Here is a 14,999-nt window from a genome sequence, read left to right on the forward strand (position 1 = left end):
TAACCGGGCGCGGGGCGGCGTCAAGCGGATTCAAAGCGCTCTGAGGCTCTCCGGCGCCTCAGGCCGGGGGCCTCAGGCCGGGGCCTGCGGGGCGGGCAGCGCGACGACCACCCGCGCGCCCGGCCCGGCGTCCTCGATGCGCGAGGAGCCGCCATGCGACTCGGCCACCGCCCGCACGAAGGCCAGTCCGAGCCCCACGCCCTCCTCGGCGCGGCTCGGGTCCAGCCGCGAGAAGCGCGAGAACACCGCCTCGCGTTTGTCGGGCGGCACGCCGGGGCCGCGGTCGGAGACCGAGATCTCGGCGCGGTCGCCGCGCCGGGCCAGCTTGAGCGTCACCTCAGGCGCCCGCCCGGAGCTCTCCGGGGGGCGGCCGTAATGCAGGGCGTTCTCGATGAGGTTGGCGACGGCCTGTCCGATCAGCGCCCGCTCGCCCCGCACCCGCAGATCCGGCGCGATGTCGAGCTTCAGAGCGAATCCGGCCTCCTCCAAGACGGGCTCGTAAAGCTCGGCGGCGTCGGCGACGGCCTGGCTCAGGTCGATTTCAGGATGCTCGGCGCTGACGCCGCGCTGAGTCTTCAGCCGCGCGATGGAGAGGATCGCCCGGAAGACCGCCAGAAGCCGGTCGGCCTCCTGCACGCATTCCTCCAGAGCGGCGCGCAGATCCGGCTCGGCGGCGGAAGGCGCCTGCAAGGCCCTTTCGGCTCGCGCCCTGAGCCGCGTCAGAGGGGTGCGCAGATCATGGGCCACGTCGTCGGTGACCTCGCGCATGGCCTCCACCAGCCGCTCGATGCGGTCGAGCATCTGATTCAGCGTGATGGTGAGGCGCTCCAGCTCGTCGTCATAGCCGACCAGCGGCAGACGGCGCTTGAGGTCGCCGGTCATGATGTCCTGAGCGGCGCGGCGGGCGCGCTCGACGCGGCGCATCATGCGCTGAGCCGCGACGGCGCCCCCCACCAGCCCGAGGGCCGTGGTCACGCCGAGGCCGCTCAGCATCATGCGGAAGAGGGTGTCCTTCACGCGCCGGTGCTGATTGCGGTCGCGCCCCACCACCAGAGCCAGAGAGGAATCCAGCGGCGTGTAGAGCGCGATCACCTGACGGACGTGCGGGCCCCCGGCGCCGGAGGACTCCGAGGGCGGCAGCAGCGCGCGAATCCAGCCGTAATCATTGGGCTGGCCATATTGCAGAAGATCGGTCTTGAAGGCGCCGTCCGCCAGCTTGCGGGCGGGGGCTCCGTCCGCGGCGGGGCGGTAGAGCTGATAGATGGCCTCCTCGCGGGCTTCGTCGCGGGCGTGCATGATGGGCAGGATCTCCGCCAGAGCGAGGCTGAGGTTCTGCTCTCCGGCGGCTTCTCCGGCGGCGGTCTTATAGCGCCGGGCGAGGGCGTCGGATTCGGCGCTGATGGCCGCGCGCATCTCCTTCTCCAGCAGCTGGTCGGCGGCGGCGTAGGAGAAGATGAAGACGAGCGAAATCACGCTCACCACCATGGCCGTATAGCCGAGGGCGAGCCGGAAGACGTAGGAATCGAGGAATTTAAGCCTCGCCATCGGCGGTCAGCATATAGCCCGCGCCGCGCACGGTCTTCAGAAGCTGCGGCTCGAAGCCCTTGTCGATCTTGGAGCGCAGCCGCGAAATATGCACGTCGATGACGTTGGTCTGAGGATCGAAGTGATAATCCCAGACGCTTTCGAGCAGCATGCTGCGGGTGACGACCTGGCCCGAATGCCGGAGCAGCTCCTCCAGCAGCTTGAACTCGCGGGGCTGGAGGTCGATTTTGACCCCCGCGCGGACGACGCTGCGCGCGAGGAGATCCATCTCCAGATCGGCCAGACGCAGTCTGGTGACCGCCGCTTCGGGCGTCCGCCGCCGCGCCAGACCCTCGACGCGGGCCAGAAGCTCGGGGAAGGCGTAGGGTTTGACGAGATAATCCTCCGCGCCCGCCCGCAGCCCCTCCACGCGGTGATCCACCTGATCCAGCGCCGTCAGGAAGAGGGCGGGCGTGTCGCAGCCCATGGCCCGCAGCCGCTTGAGCATCTCCAGCCCGTCGAGCCCCGGCATCATGCGGTCCACGATCAGGGCGTCGTATTGGCCCTTGGAGGCGCGTTCCAGACCGTCGATTCCATCTTTGGCCCAATCGGCTTCATGGGCGCGTTCGCGCAGGCCGCCGACCAGATGCTCGGCGGCGCGGGCGTCGTCCTCGATGACCAGAATGCGCATGACGGGGCGGGTCTCCTTTGCGAAGCCCGCGCGCTTCTCCCGGAGGATTCGGGCGGAGGCTGCGGGATCTCTCCGCCCGAGATAAGCCTCCGGGGGCGCAAGCTCAAGGCCGCGCCCCCCAAGAGCCTCGCCGGCGCCGCTCAGGAGCCGCCGAGCGGCAGCGCGACGAAGAGCGCGCGCTCGTCCTCGGGCTTGGCCAGCTGGATCAGCAGCGCCTTGCGGCCTTCGGCCTGAGCCGCGCGGATGGCGTCGGCGGCCTCGGCGGCGGTGGAGATCTCCGCGTCGCCCACCCCGAGGATGCGGTCGCCGACCTCGATTCCGGCCTCTTCGGCGGCGGAGTCGGGGCGGACCTGATCCACCACCACGCCGCCGTTCTCACGGTCGTTGCGCAGAGACAGCCCGAGGCGCGCGCCTTCGCCCGTCGCGGCGGCGGGCGCCGCGGCGACCTGCTCGCCCTCTTCGCCGGGCAAGGAGCCCAGTTCGATGGAGACGCTGCGCCGCTCGCCCCCGCGGATGATCTCGACGGCCTGAGTCTGGCCGGGGCGCTGAGAGCCCACCGCCCGCGAGAGCCCCCGCGCGTCCTCGATGGGGACGCCGGCGAAGGAGACCACCACGTCCCGCACCTTCAGACCGGCCTTTTCGGCGGGGCTGGAGGGCTCGACATGGGAGACGAGCGCGCCTTTGGCGTCGGCTTCGAGGCCCAGGCCCTCCGCGAGGGTGGCGGAGAGCGGCTGAATCGCCACGCCCAGCCATCCGCGTTCGACGCGGCCGTTCTCCTTGAGCCCGTCGATCACCTCGCGGGCCATATTGGCGGAGATGGCGAAGCCGATGCCCACGTTGCCGCCCGAGGGCGAGAAGATCACCGTGTTCACGCCGATGACCTCGCCTTGCAGGTTGAAGGCGGGGCCGCCGGAGTTGCCGCGGTTGATCGGGGCGTCGATCTGGATGAAGTCGTCGTAGGAGCCGGCGCGGATGTCGCGGCCCACCGCCGAGACGATGCCCGCCGTGGCCGTGCCGCCGAGGCCGAAGGGATTGCCGATGGTCACCACCCATTGCCCCACGCGGGCCTTGGCGCTGTCGCCGAAGCGGACGAAGGGGAAATCCTCGCCCTCGACCTTCAGCAGAGCCAGATCGGTGCGCGGATCGGCGCCGACCAGCCGAGCGGGCAGCTCGCGGCCGTCCTCCAGCTGGATTTTGATCGTCGCGCCGTCTTCGATCACATGGTTGTTGGTGACGACGTAGCCGTCGGCGCTCACGAAGAAGCCCGAGCCTTGGGCGCTGCCCCGGCGGCTCTCCGGCTGAGCGCGGCGGTCGCGGTCGGCGAAGGGCGAGCCGCCGCGGCCGAAGCGGTCGAAGAATTCGCGCAGCTCCGGCGGCAGTTCGCCGAAGCGGTCGAGGCCGCCGCCTCCGCCGTCGCCGCCGCGCGCGCCGCTCTGAGCCGTGGGTCCGCGCATCTCGACGCTGATGCTCACCACGGCGGGGCTCACCGCCTCGACCACGTCGGAGAAGTCGGCGGGGGCCGCCGTCAGGGGGATGGAGGGCAGCTGCTCGGCCAGGAGGGGCAGGGGAGCGGCCCCGAGGGCCAAAGCGGCGGCGAGCGCGGAGCGGAGCGGAAGGGACTTGCGCATGATGCTTTTCCTGGAATCCTCGAAAGGGCGAAGATGGGCCTGCGGGGGGGGCCGGGCCTGCGGTCCGCCCTGAAACTCGCTGGTAAGATCGGGTCTGCGCGCCCGCATGTCGAGGGGCGCAGGCTTCTTCGGCTTCACATTTCACGTGATCTTTCGAGAGCTCGCCGCGATTGCGCCTCCCGCGCGCGCCGCGCGCCGCGACGCTTTGCGCCCATCGGCCCGGTTGTCAAGCATCGCGGGCCGCGCTATGGCTCACGGAGGACGCGCGCCCGCCGCGGGCTTTGGGATTCTGGGGCCGCAGGTTCGGGCGTTCTTGCAGAGCCTCGGCGCATCGCCGAAGCTTCGGGGAGGGAGTGACGTATGGCGCACGCGACGGGCGTCGAGCATGAGGGGCATGGCCACGCCGAAGGCCACGCTCATGACAAGCCGGGATTCTTCACCCGCTGGTTCTGCTCGACCAATCATAAAGACATTGGAATCCTGTATTTCCTCGTGGCGGCGGTCGTGGGCTTGGTCTCCGTCGCCTTCACCATGTACATGCGTCTGGAGCTGATGCAGCCCGGCGTCCAATACATGACCAACGCCGACGGCACGCCCAACGGCAACCTCTGGAACATCATGGTGACCGGCCACGGCATCCTGATGATGTTCTTCGTGGTGATTCCGGCGCTCTTCGGCGGCTTCGGCAACTACTTCATGCCGCTGATGATCGGCGCGCCGGACATGGCCTTTCCGCGCCTGAACAACCTCAGCTTCTGGCTTTACGTCTGCGGCAGCGCGCTGGCGGTTCTGGCGAGCGTCATCAGCTTGATGGACACCTCCCAGACGGGCATCGGCGTGGGCTGGGTGCTCTACGCGCCGCTTTCGACCTCAGGCTCGCCGGGCATGGCGATGGACATCGCGATCTTCGCGGTCCACGTTTCGGGCGCCTCGTCGATCTTGGGCGCCATCAACATCATCGCGACCTTCCTGAACATGCGCGCGCCGGGCATGACCCTGCATAAGACGCCGCTCTTCGCGTGGTCGATCTTCATCACGGCCTTCCTGATCCTGCTCTCGCTGCCGGTTCTGGCGGGCGCGATCACCATGCTGCTGATGGACCGCAACTTCGGCACGCATTTCTTCGATCCCGCCGGCGGCGGCGATCCGATCCTCTATCAGCATCTGCTGTGGTTCTTCGGCCATCCCGAAGTCTACATGATCATCGTTCCGGGCTTCGGCATCATCAGCCACGTCATCGCGACCTTCTCGAAGAAGCCGGTCTTCGGCTATCTCGCGATGGTCTACGCCATGGCCTCCATCGGCGTTCTGGGCTTCGTGGTCTGGGCGCACCATATGTATACGGTGGGCATGTCGGCCGACACCCAAGCCTACTTTATGATCGCCACCATGGTGATCGCGGTGCCGACGGGCGTGAAGATCTTCTCGTGGATCGCCACCATGTGGGGCGGCTCCATCGAGTTCCGCGCGCCCATGCTCTGGGCCATCGGCTTCATCTTCCTCTTCACCGTGGGCGGCGTGACCGGCGTGGTGCTGAGTCAGGCGGGCGTGGACCGCGCCATGCACGACACCTATTACGTCGTGGCGCATTTCCACTACGTGATGTCGCTGGGCGCGATCTTCTGCATCTTCGCCGGCTATTACTACTGGGTCGGCAAGGTGACCGGCCGCCAGTACATCGAGTGGCAGGGCAAGCTGCATTTCTGGATGATGTTCATCGGCGCGAACCTCACCTTCTTCCCGCAGCATTTCCTCGGGCTCGCGGGCATGCCGCGCCGCTACATCGACTATCACGAGTCCTATGCGGGCTGGAACATGGTGTCCTCCATCGGCGCCTTCATCTCCGGCGCCTCCTTCCTCTGGTTCTTCTACGTCATGTGGTCGACCGCCACGAAGGGCGAGAAGGTCGGCGCGAATTACTGGGGCCCCAGCGCCGACACGCTGGAATGGACCCTGCCTTCGCCGCCGCCGGAGCACACCTTCGAGGTGCTGCCGGTGATCGCGGACAACCCGCACCACTGACGAGACCCGCCGCCCCCGGAGCCCGCTCCGGGGGCGGTTTTCCTCAAGGGGAGACCCGGAAGCGGGAGACGGGGATGGACCTCGGGACGCCCTTGCGCGAAATGACCATCTGGCCGCACCGCTCTTTGCAGCGGCGCGGCTTTTTCGTGGTTCCGGCGATTTTCGCCGGGGCGGCTCTGGTCGCGAGCGCGATGATGTTCTTCGCCCCCGGCGCTCTGCGGAGCGGGGGGCTGCCGATCCTCGCGACGGCGCCTTTCTTTCTGCTGGTTCTGGGCGGGATCGTCTTCGCCCTGCGGCGCAACGACCGCGACCGGGCGCGGCAATATGAGCGCCTCGCGATCTACAAGGACAGGCTCCGGCTGGACCGCATGGACGCCCGCGGAAGGCTCAGCCGCTGGGAGGCGCCCTTAGGCATGGTGCGGCTGACCACCCGCGAGGAGCCGGTGCGCGGCCTTCTGCTGATCCTGCGCGCCGGAGAGGCCGAGACCGGCGTGGGCGATTTCCTCTCGCCCGCCGAGCGTCCCGCTCTGGCCGAGGAGCTGCGCGATCTGCTCGCCGAGGGGCGCCGCCGCGCCGCATGGCGGAGCTGACCCGACTTGACCGGGGCGCGGATTCCGGGCTCAAAGGGCGCGGGAGCCATAAGGAGAAGACGCATGATCACCCTCGGATACGCCGCCCAGAACGCCGAATCCCCCTTGCGTCCCTGGAGCTTCCAGCGCCGCGACCTGCGCCCCGACGACGTGGCCATTGAGATTCTGTATTGCGGCGTCTGCCATTCCGACCTCCACACCGCCCGCAACGACTGGGGCGGGACTTTGTATCCCTCGGTGCCGGGCCATGAGATCGTCGGGCGCGTGACGGCGGTCGGCGCGCAGGTCTCGGGCTTTAAACCGGGCGACATGGTCGCGGTGGGGACGCTGGTCGATTCCTGCCGGAGCTGTCCGGCCTGCGCCTCGGGCGAGGAGCAATTCTGCGTTCAGGGCGCCGTCGGCACCTATGGCGGCCGCGACCGCGCGACGGGCGAAACCACTTATGGCGGCTATTCGGCGGCCATCGTGGTGCGCGAGTCCTTCGTTCTGCCTTTGCCGGAGGGGCTGGATCCCGCCGTGGCCGGACCCATCCTCTGCGCCGGAATCACCGTCTGGTCGCCGCTCAGGCGCTGGGAGGCCGGGCCGGGGACCAAGCTCGGGGTGATCGGAATCGGCGGGCTCGGCCATATGGCGATCAAGCTCGGCGCGGCGCTCGGGGCCGAGGTGACGGCGATCACCACCTCCGCCGCCAAGGCCGAGGAGGCCGCCCGGCTCGGGGCGGCGCGGACTCTGGTCTCCAAAGACCCCGAGGCGCTCAAAGCCGCCGCCGGGAGTCTGGATCTGATCATCGACACGGTTCCGGTGAAGCATGACCTCTCGCCCTATCTGCCTTTGCTGGGGCGCGACGGGACTCTGGTGATCGTCGGCATGATCGGCCCCACCGAGCCTTTCCACACCGGCCTTTTGCTGCGGGGACGGCGGCGGATCTCCGGCTCGGCGGTGGGCGGAATCGCCGAGACCCGCGAATTGCTCGCTTTCTGCGCGGAGAAGGGCGTGGCGCCCGACGTGGAGATGATCGAGATGCAGGGAATCGAGGCGGCCTTCGCCCGCATGGAGAAAGGCGACGTCAAATATCGCTTCGTCATCGACATGGGGTCTCTGAAGCGCGAAGCGGCCTGAGGCCCCCCGCTTGAGGCTCTGACGTCGCCGCGGGGGGAATCCTGCGGCGATGTTCGCAAGAGGATTGCTTTTCGCGTCCGTTTTCGCCATGCCTGCCCCCCCGAAGCGGTTTTAAAAGGCGTCTCGCCCGCAGCGGCGGCGCGCCGGATCTGAAGGGAGGCGGCCATGGCGTCGGATTCGCAAGAACCTCAGCGCGACCTCCGGGAAGAGGAGGAGGTCGAGTCCCACGGCCTGACCGAGGAGACCGTCGAGGCGGTCATCGAGGCCCTCGCCGCCGATGACGACGCGGCGGTGGGCGAGATCCTCGGCGAGGAGCGGCCCGAGGACGTGGCCGATCTTCTGGAGCAGCTCAAGCCCGACGACCGCCGCCGCGCCATCCGCGCGCTGGAGCCCGAACTCGCCGGCCCCGTGCTCACCGAGCTGGACGAAGGCGCCCGCGACGACGCTCTGGAGGCCATGGAGCCCGAAGCCATCGCCCGCGCCGTGGGCGAGCTGGAGAGCGACGACGCGGCTTATCTGCTCGAAGATCTCGACGAGGAGCGTCAGCAGGAGATCCTTCAGGCCCTCGACGCGGGCGACCGCCTCGCCATCGAGCAGACCCTCGTCTATCCCGAGGATTCCGCCGGACGCATGATGCAGAAGGCGCTGGTGGCGGCGCCGCTCTGGTGGACGGTCGGAAGCCTGCTGGATTATCTGCGCCGCGCCAAGGACGTGCCTGAGGATTTTTACGCCGTGGTGGTGGTGGACCCGGCGCATAAGCCGGTGGGTCTTGCGCCGCTCGGGCGGCTCGTGACCCATCTGCGCGACGAGCGTCTGCAAGACGTCATGCAGACGGAGTTCCACAGCTTCAAAACCTCCGACAGCGCCAAGGACGTCGCTTACGCCTTCAATAAATACCACCTTGTCACCGCCCCCGTGACGGACGAGGCCGGGCGGCTCGTCGGCGCGATCATGATCGACGACGCCGTGGCCACCATGGAGGAGGAGGCGGAGGAGGATCTGCTGCGCCTCGGCGGCGTGGGCGACGAAGAAATCTCCGACTCCACCCGCGAGACCCTGCGTCAGCGCCTGCCCTGGCTGGGCGTCAATCTGCCGACGGCCTTTCTGGCGGCGGCGGTGATCGCGCTGTTCGAGGACACCATCGGCAAGCTGACCGTCCTTGCGGCGCTGATGCCCATCGTGGCCTCGATGGGCGGCAACGCGGCCACGCAGACGCTGACCGTGACCGTGCGCGCCCTCTCGGCCAAGGAGCTGACCCGCACCAACGCCAAACGCATCATCCGCCGCGAATTGCTGGTGGGAATCTGCAACGGCCTGATCTTCGCGATTCTCGTGGGGACGGTCGCGGCGCTCTGGCAGAGCAATCTGAAGCTCGGCTTCGTGATCGCGGCGGCGATGATGGCCAATTTCCTCACGGCGGCCATGGCGGGGATTCTCATCCCCATGCTGCTGGACCGCATGAAGGTGGATCCGGCGGTGGCCTCGGGCGTCTTCGTGACGACCCTCACCGACGTGGTGGGCTTCTTCGCCTTCCTCGGGCTGGCCACGGCCTTTCTCTTGTGAAGCTCAGCCGATGAGCCGCCTCCAGAGGCTTTTCCCCTCGGAAGGCGGCTCCTCGACGGGCCTTCCTTCGAGGATGCGGGCGAAGCGCTCGAAGAACTGCGCCGCCATCCTGCGCGCGAAACCCTCGACCAGACCCAGCCCGATCTTCGCCAGACGCCCCGTCACTTCGGCGCGCAGCGCGTAATCCAGCCTCGCGCCGTCGTCTTCGGGCGAAATGGAGACGTCCGCCGCGCCCTCGGCGTGGCCCGCCGCGCCTCCGACGCCCTTGCCCACCAAGGTGTAGCTCTGGGGCGGATCGAGATTCTCCAGCGAGAGCTCGCCCGTGAAGCTGGCCGACAAAGGCCCGATCCTCTGAACCACCACGGCCTGAAACCGCGTGGGGCCGAGCCGCTCGAAGCTTTCGCAGCCCGGCAGACAGGCTTTGAGGATCTCCGGATCGTTCAGCGCCTCCCAGACTTTGTGCGGCGAGGCTTGGATCCGGCGCGAATCTTCGATGCGCATGAGGCGGGAGGCTCCTTTGAAGTTCAGGGACGCGACGCCCGATCATATGCGGCCCGCGAGGGCGGCGCGCAAGCCGCGCTTGACGGCCTCGCGGCGAGGCTTCAGGCTCTGCGCCGCGGTTTCATCTGGAGGAGGGCGGCATGGCGCAGCCGGGATTTCTGGGGCGGGTTCTGGCGGCGGGCGCAAAGGCGGCGAGGGCCAATCTGCCGCTGATTCTGCTCTGCGCGCTGGTCTTCGCGCTCGCTCAGCATCTGATCATCCGCATGCAGGTCTCCACGCTCACGGAGACGGCCGAGGCGCTGAGGAGCGCCGGAGCAAGGGAGGAGATCATGATCTTCCCCTCGGGCGGAGGCGCTTTGACGATGCTGCTGCAGGCCGTGGTCTATCTCTTCCTTTACGTGGCTTTGCTCTTCGGCTCCCACGCCGCGATTCTCTACGGCGGCGAGCCGCGCCCCGGATTCGGCCATTTCGCCCATGCGCCGGGTCGGCTGGGGAGTTTCTTCTGGCGGATGATCGTGGTCGGCTTCCGGATCTTCCTCGTCCTGCTTCCGCTCTCCTTCGCCTTCGGGCTGATTCTCAGCCTCTTCATCAATAACCCGAATGCGGTTTTAGGCCTGCTGCCGATCCTGGGCTTCGCGGCCATAGTCGCGCTTCTGATCATTTCGGCGCGTTATGGTCTGGCGCTTCCGGCGGCGGTGGCCGACGACGCGGATCTCAGCGTCGCGGCGGCGGTGGAGCGCTCGCGGCCTCGTCTGAAGGACATGGTTCTGGCGATGCTGGTCGTCGGCGTGGGCTTCTTCCTGCTGCAATTCCTGCTGGGGATGCTCTTCGGCGCCTTAGTGTCGGGACTGGCCGGGCTTCCGGCTCCGCAGAGGCCGGATGCGGCCTTTTTCGAGGCGGCCGCGGAGAATCTGCGCGCCTTGCGGGCGCAGCCGCTGTTCTGGGTCTATGTCTTCGTCAACGGCGCGCTTGGGCTGATCGGCGCGGTGTATTACGCCGCCGTGCTCTCGGTGGGCTATCGCGACGCCGCCGAGGAGGGCTTGGCCCGTCCCCGGACCTGAGCGCGCGGAAAGCCTGAACGCGCAGAAAGAAGGAGCGCCCGCATGTCTCAGAAACCCGTGGTCTTCGTCACCGGCGGCGGCCGGGGGATCGGCGCGGCGGTGGTCCGGCTCGCGGCGGGGAGGGGCTGGGCGGTCGCCTTCAGCTATCGCGAGGATTCCGCAGCCGCCGAGGCCCTCGCGGCGGAGATCCGGGCGGAGGGCGGCGAAGTTCTGGCGCTGCGGGGCGACGTCGCCGATCCCGGCTTTCCCGCTCCGGCGCTCGACCGCATCGCCGCCGAACTGGGGCCGGTCACGATGCTGGTCAACAACGCCGGGATCACCGGGCGCATCGGGAATTTCGCCGATATGCCCATGGAGGTCATGCGCCGCACCTTCGAGGTCAACGTCTTCGGATTGATGGGCCTGACTCAAGAGGTAGTCCGGCGCTGGCGGGCGGCGGGGATCGAGGGGCGGATCGTCAATCTCTCCTCGACCGCCGCGACCAGCGGCGCGCCGGGCGACTACGTCCATTACGCCGCGAGCAAAGCCGCCGTGGACGCCTTCACTCTGGGGCTGGCCAAGGAATTGGGGCCGCTCGGCGTCAGGGTCAACGCGGTCTCGCCGACCGTGACCCGCACCCGCATCCACGCCGACGGCGGCAAGCCCGAACGCGTCGAGGCGGCGGCTGGGCGCATCCCCTTAGGCCGCGTCGGCGAGCCGGAGGAGAGCGCCGAGGCCGTGATCTGGCTGCTTTCCGAGGAGGCGCGCTTCGTCTCCGGCTCGATTCTGAAGGTTTCGGGTGGCGGCTGATTAGCCGATCAGCTTCGCCCGCAGCTTCTCCGCGATTCCGGCCAGTTCCTCGGCGGGGGGCTGCGGGGGCAGATGAAAGGCCTCCGGCCCCTCGCGGAGATAGATCTCCGAACTGACGTCATGCTGATGCAGCATCGGCACGAGATGGGCGTGAGCATGCGGCACATGAATGCCGGTGAAGACCATCCCCACGCGCTCGACGCCGGTGATCTCCTTGAGGCTCCGCCCGACGGCCTGGCTCACGGCGAAGACCCGCGCGCCCAAGGGCTCCGGGATCTCCTCGAACCAGACGTGATGGTCTTTCGGAATGACCAAGGCATGGCCGGGCCGGATGGGATGAATGTCGAGGAAGGCGAGGATCTCCTCGTCTTCATAGATCTTATGGCAAGGGATCTCTCCCTTGACGATCCGGCAGAACAGGCAATTTTCAGCCATGGCTTCCCCCCTGAAGCAGCCTTAACCTAACAGCCGACGGCAGGTCTTCAGCCCCGCGATGAGGGCGTCCACCTCTTCGGGGCTGCTGTACATGCCGAAGGAGGCGCGGCACGTCGCCGTGACTCCGAAGCGCTTCATCAGCGGCTGAGCGCAATGATGCCCCGCCCGCACCGCGATGCCGGATTGGTCCAGAATCGTCGACATGTCATGCGGATGCGCCCCCTCCATAGTCATGGAGAAGATCGCGCCCTTATCGGCGGCGTCGCCCTGCACTTCGATCCAGTTCAAAGCGCTGAGCTTCTCGCGGGCCAGATCGCGGATGCGCGCCTCATGGGCGGAGATCTCCGCCATGCCGACGCCTTCCAGATAGCGGATCGCCTCGGCCAGCCCGATGATCGGCATGATCGGCGGCGTGCCCGCCTCGAAGCGCAAAGGCGGATCGGCGTAGGTCACGTTCTCCAGAGTCACCTCGCGGATCATGTCGCCGCCGCCCTTGAAGGGCCGCATCTCGGCGAGGCGCTCCTGTTTGCCGTAAAGCGCGCCAGAGGCCGAAGGCCCGTAAAGCTTATGCCCGGTGATCGCGTAGAAATCGCAGCCGATCTCCGCGACGTTCACCGGACCATGCACCGCCGCTTGGCTGCCGTCGAAGAGGATCGGAACGCCCTTGGCGTGGGCGATCTCGGTCGCGCGTCTGGCGTCGACCTTGGTTCCGAGCACGTTGGACATATGGGTCAGCGCCACGAGCTTCGTCTTGGGGCCTATGGCGGCTTCGAGCTGATCATAACGCAGCTCGCCCGAGTCGGTCACGTCCACCCAGCGCAGGACCGCCCCCTGCCGCTCGCGCAGGAAATGCCAAGGCACGATGTTGGCGTGATGCTCCATCACGCTGAGCAGGATCTCGTCGCCGGGCTGGATGCGCGGCGCCGCCCAGCCGTAGGAGACGAGGTTGATCGATTCCGTCGAGCCGGTGGTGAAGACGACCTCATCCTCATGGGCCGCTCCGAGGAAACGCGCGATCACCGCCCGCGCGCCTTCGTATTTCTCGGTGGCGAGGTTCGAGAGATAATGGAGCCCGCGATGGACGTTGGCGTATTCATGGGCGTAGCCCTCGGCCATGGCCTCGATGACGCGGCGGGGCTTTTGGGCGCTGGCGCCGCTGTCGAGGTAGACCAGAGGCCGCCCGTGGATCTTCAGATCGAGGGCCGGGAAGTCGCGTCGGATCGCGGCGAGGTCGTAAGCCATGAGGGGCCTCTTCAGAAAAGAGAAGACTCAGGCGGGGGCCGCCTGCAGCATGGAGAGCATCAGCATGCCCAGCAGCAGCGCGGCCGAGGCCACCGCCGCCATGGTCGCCGCGAGGCTGCGATAGGCTTGGGCTTCAGCCACATAGGCCGCCAGCAGCGCGAAATTCGCCACGAAGGCGAACATGGCCACCAGAGGGATCGGAATCAGGCTGAGCGGCGTCAGCAGCGCGGAGATCAGCGTCCACCAAGCCGCCACCGAACGCCCTTGCTCGGGCGTGGCCGCGCCTCCGGTGAGGCGTCCCGCCAGATTGATCAGGCCGGAGACCAGCCCATATTGCAGCAGAGTCGCCAGAACGAGGCCGAAGTAAAACCCGCTCTTGCCGAGCTGCGTCAATAAAGCCTGAGTCTCCGGAGAGGAGGCGAAGAGAAGCCGGAAGACCAGAGCGTTGATCAGGCCGCCTGCGGCGACCATCAGCCAACGCTCGTTCGGTCCCCAATTCTCCGCCAAACCGCGCCGCATGGAGCGGCGCGGGGCGAGGAAAGCCTCGCGCAGCCGCGCGAGGAAAGGATCCGTCTCAGGCCGCACGCCCCCGGGCCTCCATCCAGCGCGCGACCTGCGCCCGCATGACGTCCTGAAGGGCTTCGTCCTCGATCTCAAGGATGGCGTCGTCGATGAAGGCCGCGGTGAGCAGAGCCTCCGCCTCGGCGTGAGGCACGCCGCGCGCTTTGAGATAAAACAAGGCGTCGGCGTCCAGAGCGCCGGAGGTCGAGCCATGCGAGCATTTCACGTCGTCGGCGTAGATCTCCAGCTCCGGCTTGGCGTTGAACTCGGCGCGCTCGCCGAGCAGAAGCGACTGGCTCATCTGATAGCCGTCGGTCTTCTGCGCGATCTGCGCGACGTAGATCTTGCCCTGAAACACCACATGCGATTCCCCCGCCAGAGCCGATTTGACGATCTGGCGGCTTTCGCAATGGGGCGCGTCATGATGGATGAAGAGGGTGGTGTCGCTGATCGACTTGCGGTCGCCCAAGACGCCCTGAGCCACATGCGCCCAGCCCTTTTCGCCGCTGAGGCGCAGATAGGTCTCGTTGCGGGTCATGCGGCCGTCGGAGCTGAGGGTGAAGCCCTTATAAATCGCCTCCGCCCCGAGATCGGCGAAGACATGGGCCACGCCCGCGCGCGCCTCCGGCTGCTCGGTCTGGAGCCGCAGATGATGGAGCTGCGCGCCTTTGGCGAGCCGCGCCTCAATCACCACGCCGCCCGCCAGAACGCCCGATTCAAGGAGCGTCAGCTTGGCGCCCTCGGGGAGATCGACGGCGATGCGGCTTTGCGTGGCGCCGTCGGCGGAGAGATGGCGCAGATGGAGGATTCCGCCGTCCTGACCCTCGGCGACCCGAACCGCGAGGCCCGTGCGCGCCACCGCCGTGTTCCAGGCCGCCAAAGGACGCGGCGCGCGGAATTGGCCTTGAGCCTCAAGCTCGCCGTAGAACTCCAGCGCCCAGGGGGCCTTGTCGATCAGACGCAGATCGAGGCTCTCCGCGCTCGCAGCCGGAAGATGCGGGACGCCCTCGGCGAACTCCACGACCACCGGATCAAAGGCGGCGAAGGGATCCTCCTGCTCGGCCTTGCGCAGAGGCTGGGCCTCCAGCAGAGGAGCCGGGCGGGCGTAGCGCCAATATTCGTCGCGAGGCTTGGGGGCTCCGCCCAGCTCCAAGAAGCGGGCGAAGGCTTTCTCGCGCGCCGGAGCCAAAGCCGCCGCTCCGGCGATCTGGGATTCCTCATGAGCGGCGCGCCAAGGCGCCAGCTCCTCCACGGGCTTTTGCACGGCGCTCAT

General features: G+C 67.9%; 14 protein-coding genes. 6 read left to right on the forward strand and 8 right to left on the reverse strand.

Translation table 11 applies throughout. The annotated features are described in order from the left end of the window. Nucleotides 1-72 precede the first annotated feature (72 nt). From B161_RS18510 to B161_RS16385, 3 genes are all read right to left on the reverse strand, one after another. Nucleotides 73-1,545 (reverse strand): HAMP domain-containing sensor histidine kinase, encoded by a 1,473-nt coding sequence (locus tag B161_RS18510; RefSeq protein WP_018631796.1) that lies wholly within the window; start codon nucleotides 1,543-1,545, stop codon nucleotides 73-75. After that, the gene (locus B161_RS0102595) at nucleotides 1,532-2,215 is read right to left on the reverse strand and encodes a response regulator transcription factor (RefSeq protein ID WP_018631797.1); all 684 of its coding nucleotides are present in this window, start codon (nucleotides 2,213-2,215) and stop codon (nucleotides 1,532-1,534) included. Before B161_RS0102595 ends, B161_RS18510 begins: the two co-directional genes overlap by 14 nt. A 140-nt stretch (nucleotides 2,216-2,355) precedes the next feature. Continuing rightward, on the reverse strand, nucleotides 2,356-3,843 hold the full coding sequence (locus B161_RS16385; RefSeq protein WP_018631798.1) for a Do family serine endopeptidase: 1,488 nt from the start codon (nucleotides 3,841-3,843) through the stop codon (nucleotides 2,356-2,358). 360 nt (nucleotides 3,844-4,203) lie between these two features. On the opposite strand from B161_RS16385, the gene ctaD reads away from it, so the two are divergent. From ctaD to mgtE, 4 genes are all read left to right on the forward strand, one after another. Beyond that, entirely contained in the window at nucleotides 4,204-5,865 is a 1,662-nt protein-coding gene (ctaD, locus tag B161_RS0102605) for a cytochrome c oxidase subunit I (protein ID WP_018631799.1), read from the forward strand. A 74-nt stretch (nucleotides 5,866-5,939) separates the two neighbouring features. Beyond that, nucleotides 5,940-6,455: a DUF2244 domain-containing protein gene (locus tag B161_RS19490; RefSeq protein ID WP_018631800.1), complete on the forward strand. Its 516-nt coding sequence runs from the start codon at nucleotides 5,940-5,942 to the stop codon at nucleotides 6,453-6,455. A gap of 63 nt (nucleotides 6,456-6,518) precedes the next feature. Further along, nucleotides 6,519-7,574 carry an NAD(P)-dependent alcohol dehydrogenase gene (locus B161_RS0102615; protein ID WP_018631801.1) on the forward strand — a complete coding sequence of 352 codons (1,056 nt, stop codon included), beginning with the start codon at nucleotides 6,519-6,521 and terminating at the stop codon, nucleotides 7,572-7,574. 165 nt (nucleotides 7,575-7,739) lie between these two features. Next, the gene (gene mgtE / locus B161_RS0102620) at nucleotides 7,740-9,137 is read left to right on the forward strand and encodes a magnesium transporter (protein WP_018631802.1); all 1,398 of its coding nucleotides are present in this window, start codon (nucleotides 7,740-7,742) and stop codon (nucleotides 9,135-9,137) included. A gap of 3 nt (nucleotides 9,138-9,140) precedes the next feature. On the opposite strand, the gene B161_RS0102625 is transcribed toward mgtE, so the two are convergent. Continuing rightward, complete coding sequence (locus B161_RS0102625; protein ID WP_018631803.1) at nucleotides 9,141-9,638, reverse strand: CoxG family protein; 498 nt, start codon at nucleotides 9,636-9,638, stop codon at nucleotides 9,141-9,143. Between the two features lie 140 nt (nucleotides 9,639-9,778). Here B161_RS0102625 and B161_RS0102630 point away from each other — a divergent pair, with 140 nt between their 5' ends. Then, nucleotides 9,779-10,699, forward strand: coding sequence for a hypothetical protein (locus B161_RS0102630; protein ID WP_018631804.1), 921 nt, complete (start codon nucleotides 9,779-9,781; stop codon nucleotides 10,697-10,699). Nucleotides 10,700-10,741: 42 nt separating this feature from the next. Then, nucleotides 10,742-11,488: an SDR family NAD(P)-dependent oxidoreductase gene (locus B161_RS0102635; RefSeq protein ID WP_018631805.1), complete on the forward strand. Its 747-nt coding sequence runs from the start codon at nucleotides 10,742-10,744 to the stop codon at nucleotides 11,486-11,488. Here the strand turns inward: B161_RS0102635 and B161_RS0102640 are convergent, their stop codons facing one another. Genes B161_RS0102640 through B161_RS0102655 form a run of 4 tightly spaced genes read right to left on the reverse strand, consistent with a single transcriptional unit; the run spans nucleotide 11,489 to nucleotide 14,999 of the window. Beyond that, a complete protein-coding gene (locus B161_RS0102640) occupies nucleotides 11,489-11,923 on the reverse strand; it encodes an HIT family protein (RefSeq protein WP_018631806.1) in 435 nt (144 codons plus the stop codon). Between the two features lie 21 nt (nucleotides 11,924-11,944). Beyond that, on the reverse strand, nucleotides 11,945-13,165 hold the full coding sequence (locus tag B161_RS0102645; protein ID WP_018631807.1) for an aminotransferase class V-fold PLP-dependent enzyme: 1,221 nt from the start codon (nucleotides 13,163-13,165) through the stop codon (nucleotides 11,945-11,947). Between the two features lie 27 nt (nucleotides 13,166-13,192). Beyond that, on the reverse strand, nucleotides 13,193-13,750 hold the full coding sequence (locus B161_RS0102650) for a YIP1 family protein (RefSeq protein WP_018631808.1): 558 nt from the start codon (nucleotides 13,748-13,750) through the stop codon (nucleotides 13,193-13,195). Then, complete coding sequence (locus tag B161_RS0102655; protein ID WP_018631809.1) at nucleotides 13,740-14,999, reverse strand: SufB/SufD family protein; 1,260 nt, start codon at nucleotides 14,997-14,999, stop codon at nucleotides 13,740-13,742. Before B161_RS0102655 ends, B161_RS0102650 begins: the two co-directional genes overlap by 11 nt.

Origin of the sequence: Neomegalonema perideroedes DSM 15528 (assembly GCF_000374145.1) — a bacterium.
GTDB classification, from domain to species: domain Bacteria; phylum Pseudomonadota; class Alphaproteobacteria; order Rhodobacterales; family Rhodobacteraceae; genus Neomegalonema; species Neomegalonema perideroedes.

What these genes read in the sequence shown, in the direction of transcription:
- B161_RS18510 (WP_018631796.1), bottom strand. Translation starts at nt 1,545, where the DNA reads ATGGCGAGGCTTAAATTCCTCGATTCCTACGTCTTCCGGCTCGCCCTC.
- mgtE (WP_018631802.1), top strand. Translation starts at nt 7,740, where the DNA reads ATGGCGTCGGATTCGCAAGAACCTCAGCGCGACCTCCGGGAAGAGGAG.
- B161_RS19490 (WP_018631800.1), top strand. Translation starts at nt 5,940, where the DNA reads ATGGACCTCGGGACGCCCTTGCGCGAAATGACCATCTGGCCGCACCGC.
- B161_RS0102625 (WP_018631803.1), bottom strand. Translation starts at nt 9,638, where the DNA reads ATGCGCATCGAAGATTCGCGCCGGATCCAAGCCTCGCCGCACAAAGTC.
- B161_RS16385 (WP_018631798.1), bottom strand. Translation starts at nt 3,843, where the DNA reads ATGCGCAAGTCCCTTCCGCTCCGCTCCGCGCTCGCCGCCGCTTTGGCC.
- B161_RS0102615 (WP_018631801.1), top strand. Translation starts at nt 6,519, where the DNA reads ATGATCACCCTCGGATACGCCGCCCAGAACGCCGAATCCCCCTTGCGT.
- B161_RS0102645 (WP_018631807.1), bottom strand. Translation starts at nt 13,165, where the DNA reads ATGGCTTACGACCTCGCCGCGATCCGACGCGACTTCCCGGCCCTCGAT.
- B161_RS0102655 (WP_018631809.1), bottom strand. Translation starts at nt 14,999, where the DNA reads ATGAGCGCCGTGCAAAAGCCCGTGGAGGAGCTGGCGCCTTGGCGCGCC.
- B161_RS0102635 (WP_018631805.1), top strand. Translation starts at nt 10,742, where the DNA reads ATGTCTCAGAAACCCGTGGTCTTCGTCACCGGCGGCGGCCGGGGGATC.
- B161_RS0102640 (WP_018631806.1), bottom strand. Translation starts at nt 11,923, where the DNA reads ATGGCTGAAAATTGCCTGTTCTGCCGGATCGTCAAGGGAGAGATCCCT.
- B161_RS0102595 (WP_018631797.1), bottom strand. Translation starts at nt 2,215, where the DNA reads ATGCGCATTCTGGTCATCGAGGACGACGCCCGCGCCGCCGAGCATCTG.
- ctaD (WP_018631799.1), top strand. Translation starts at nt 4,204, where the DNA reads ATGGCGCACGCGACGGGCGTCGAGCATGAGGGGCATGGCCACGCCGAA.
- B161_RS0102630 (WP_018631804.1), top strand. Translation starts at nt 9,779, where the DNA reads ATGGCGCAGCCGGGATTTCTGGGGCGGGTTCTGGCGGCGGGCGCAAAG.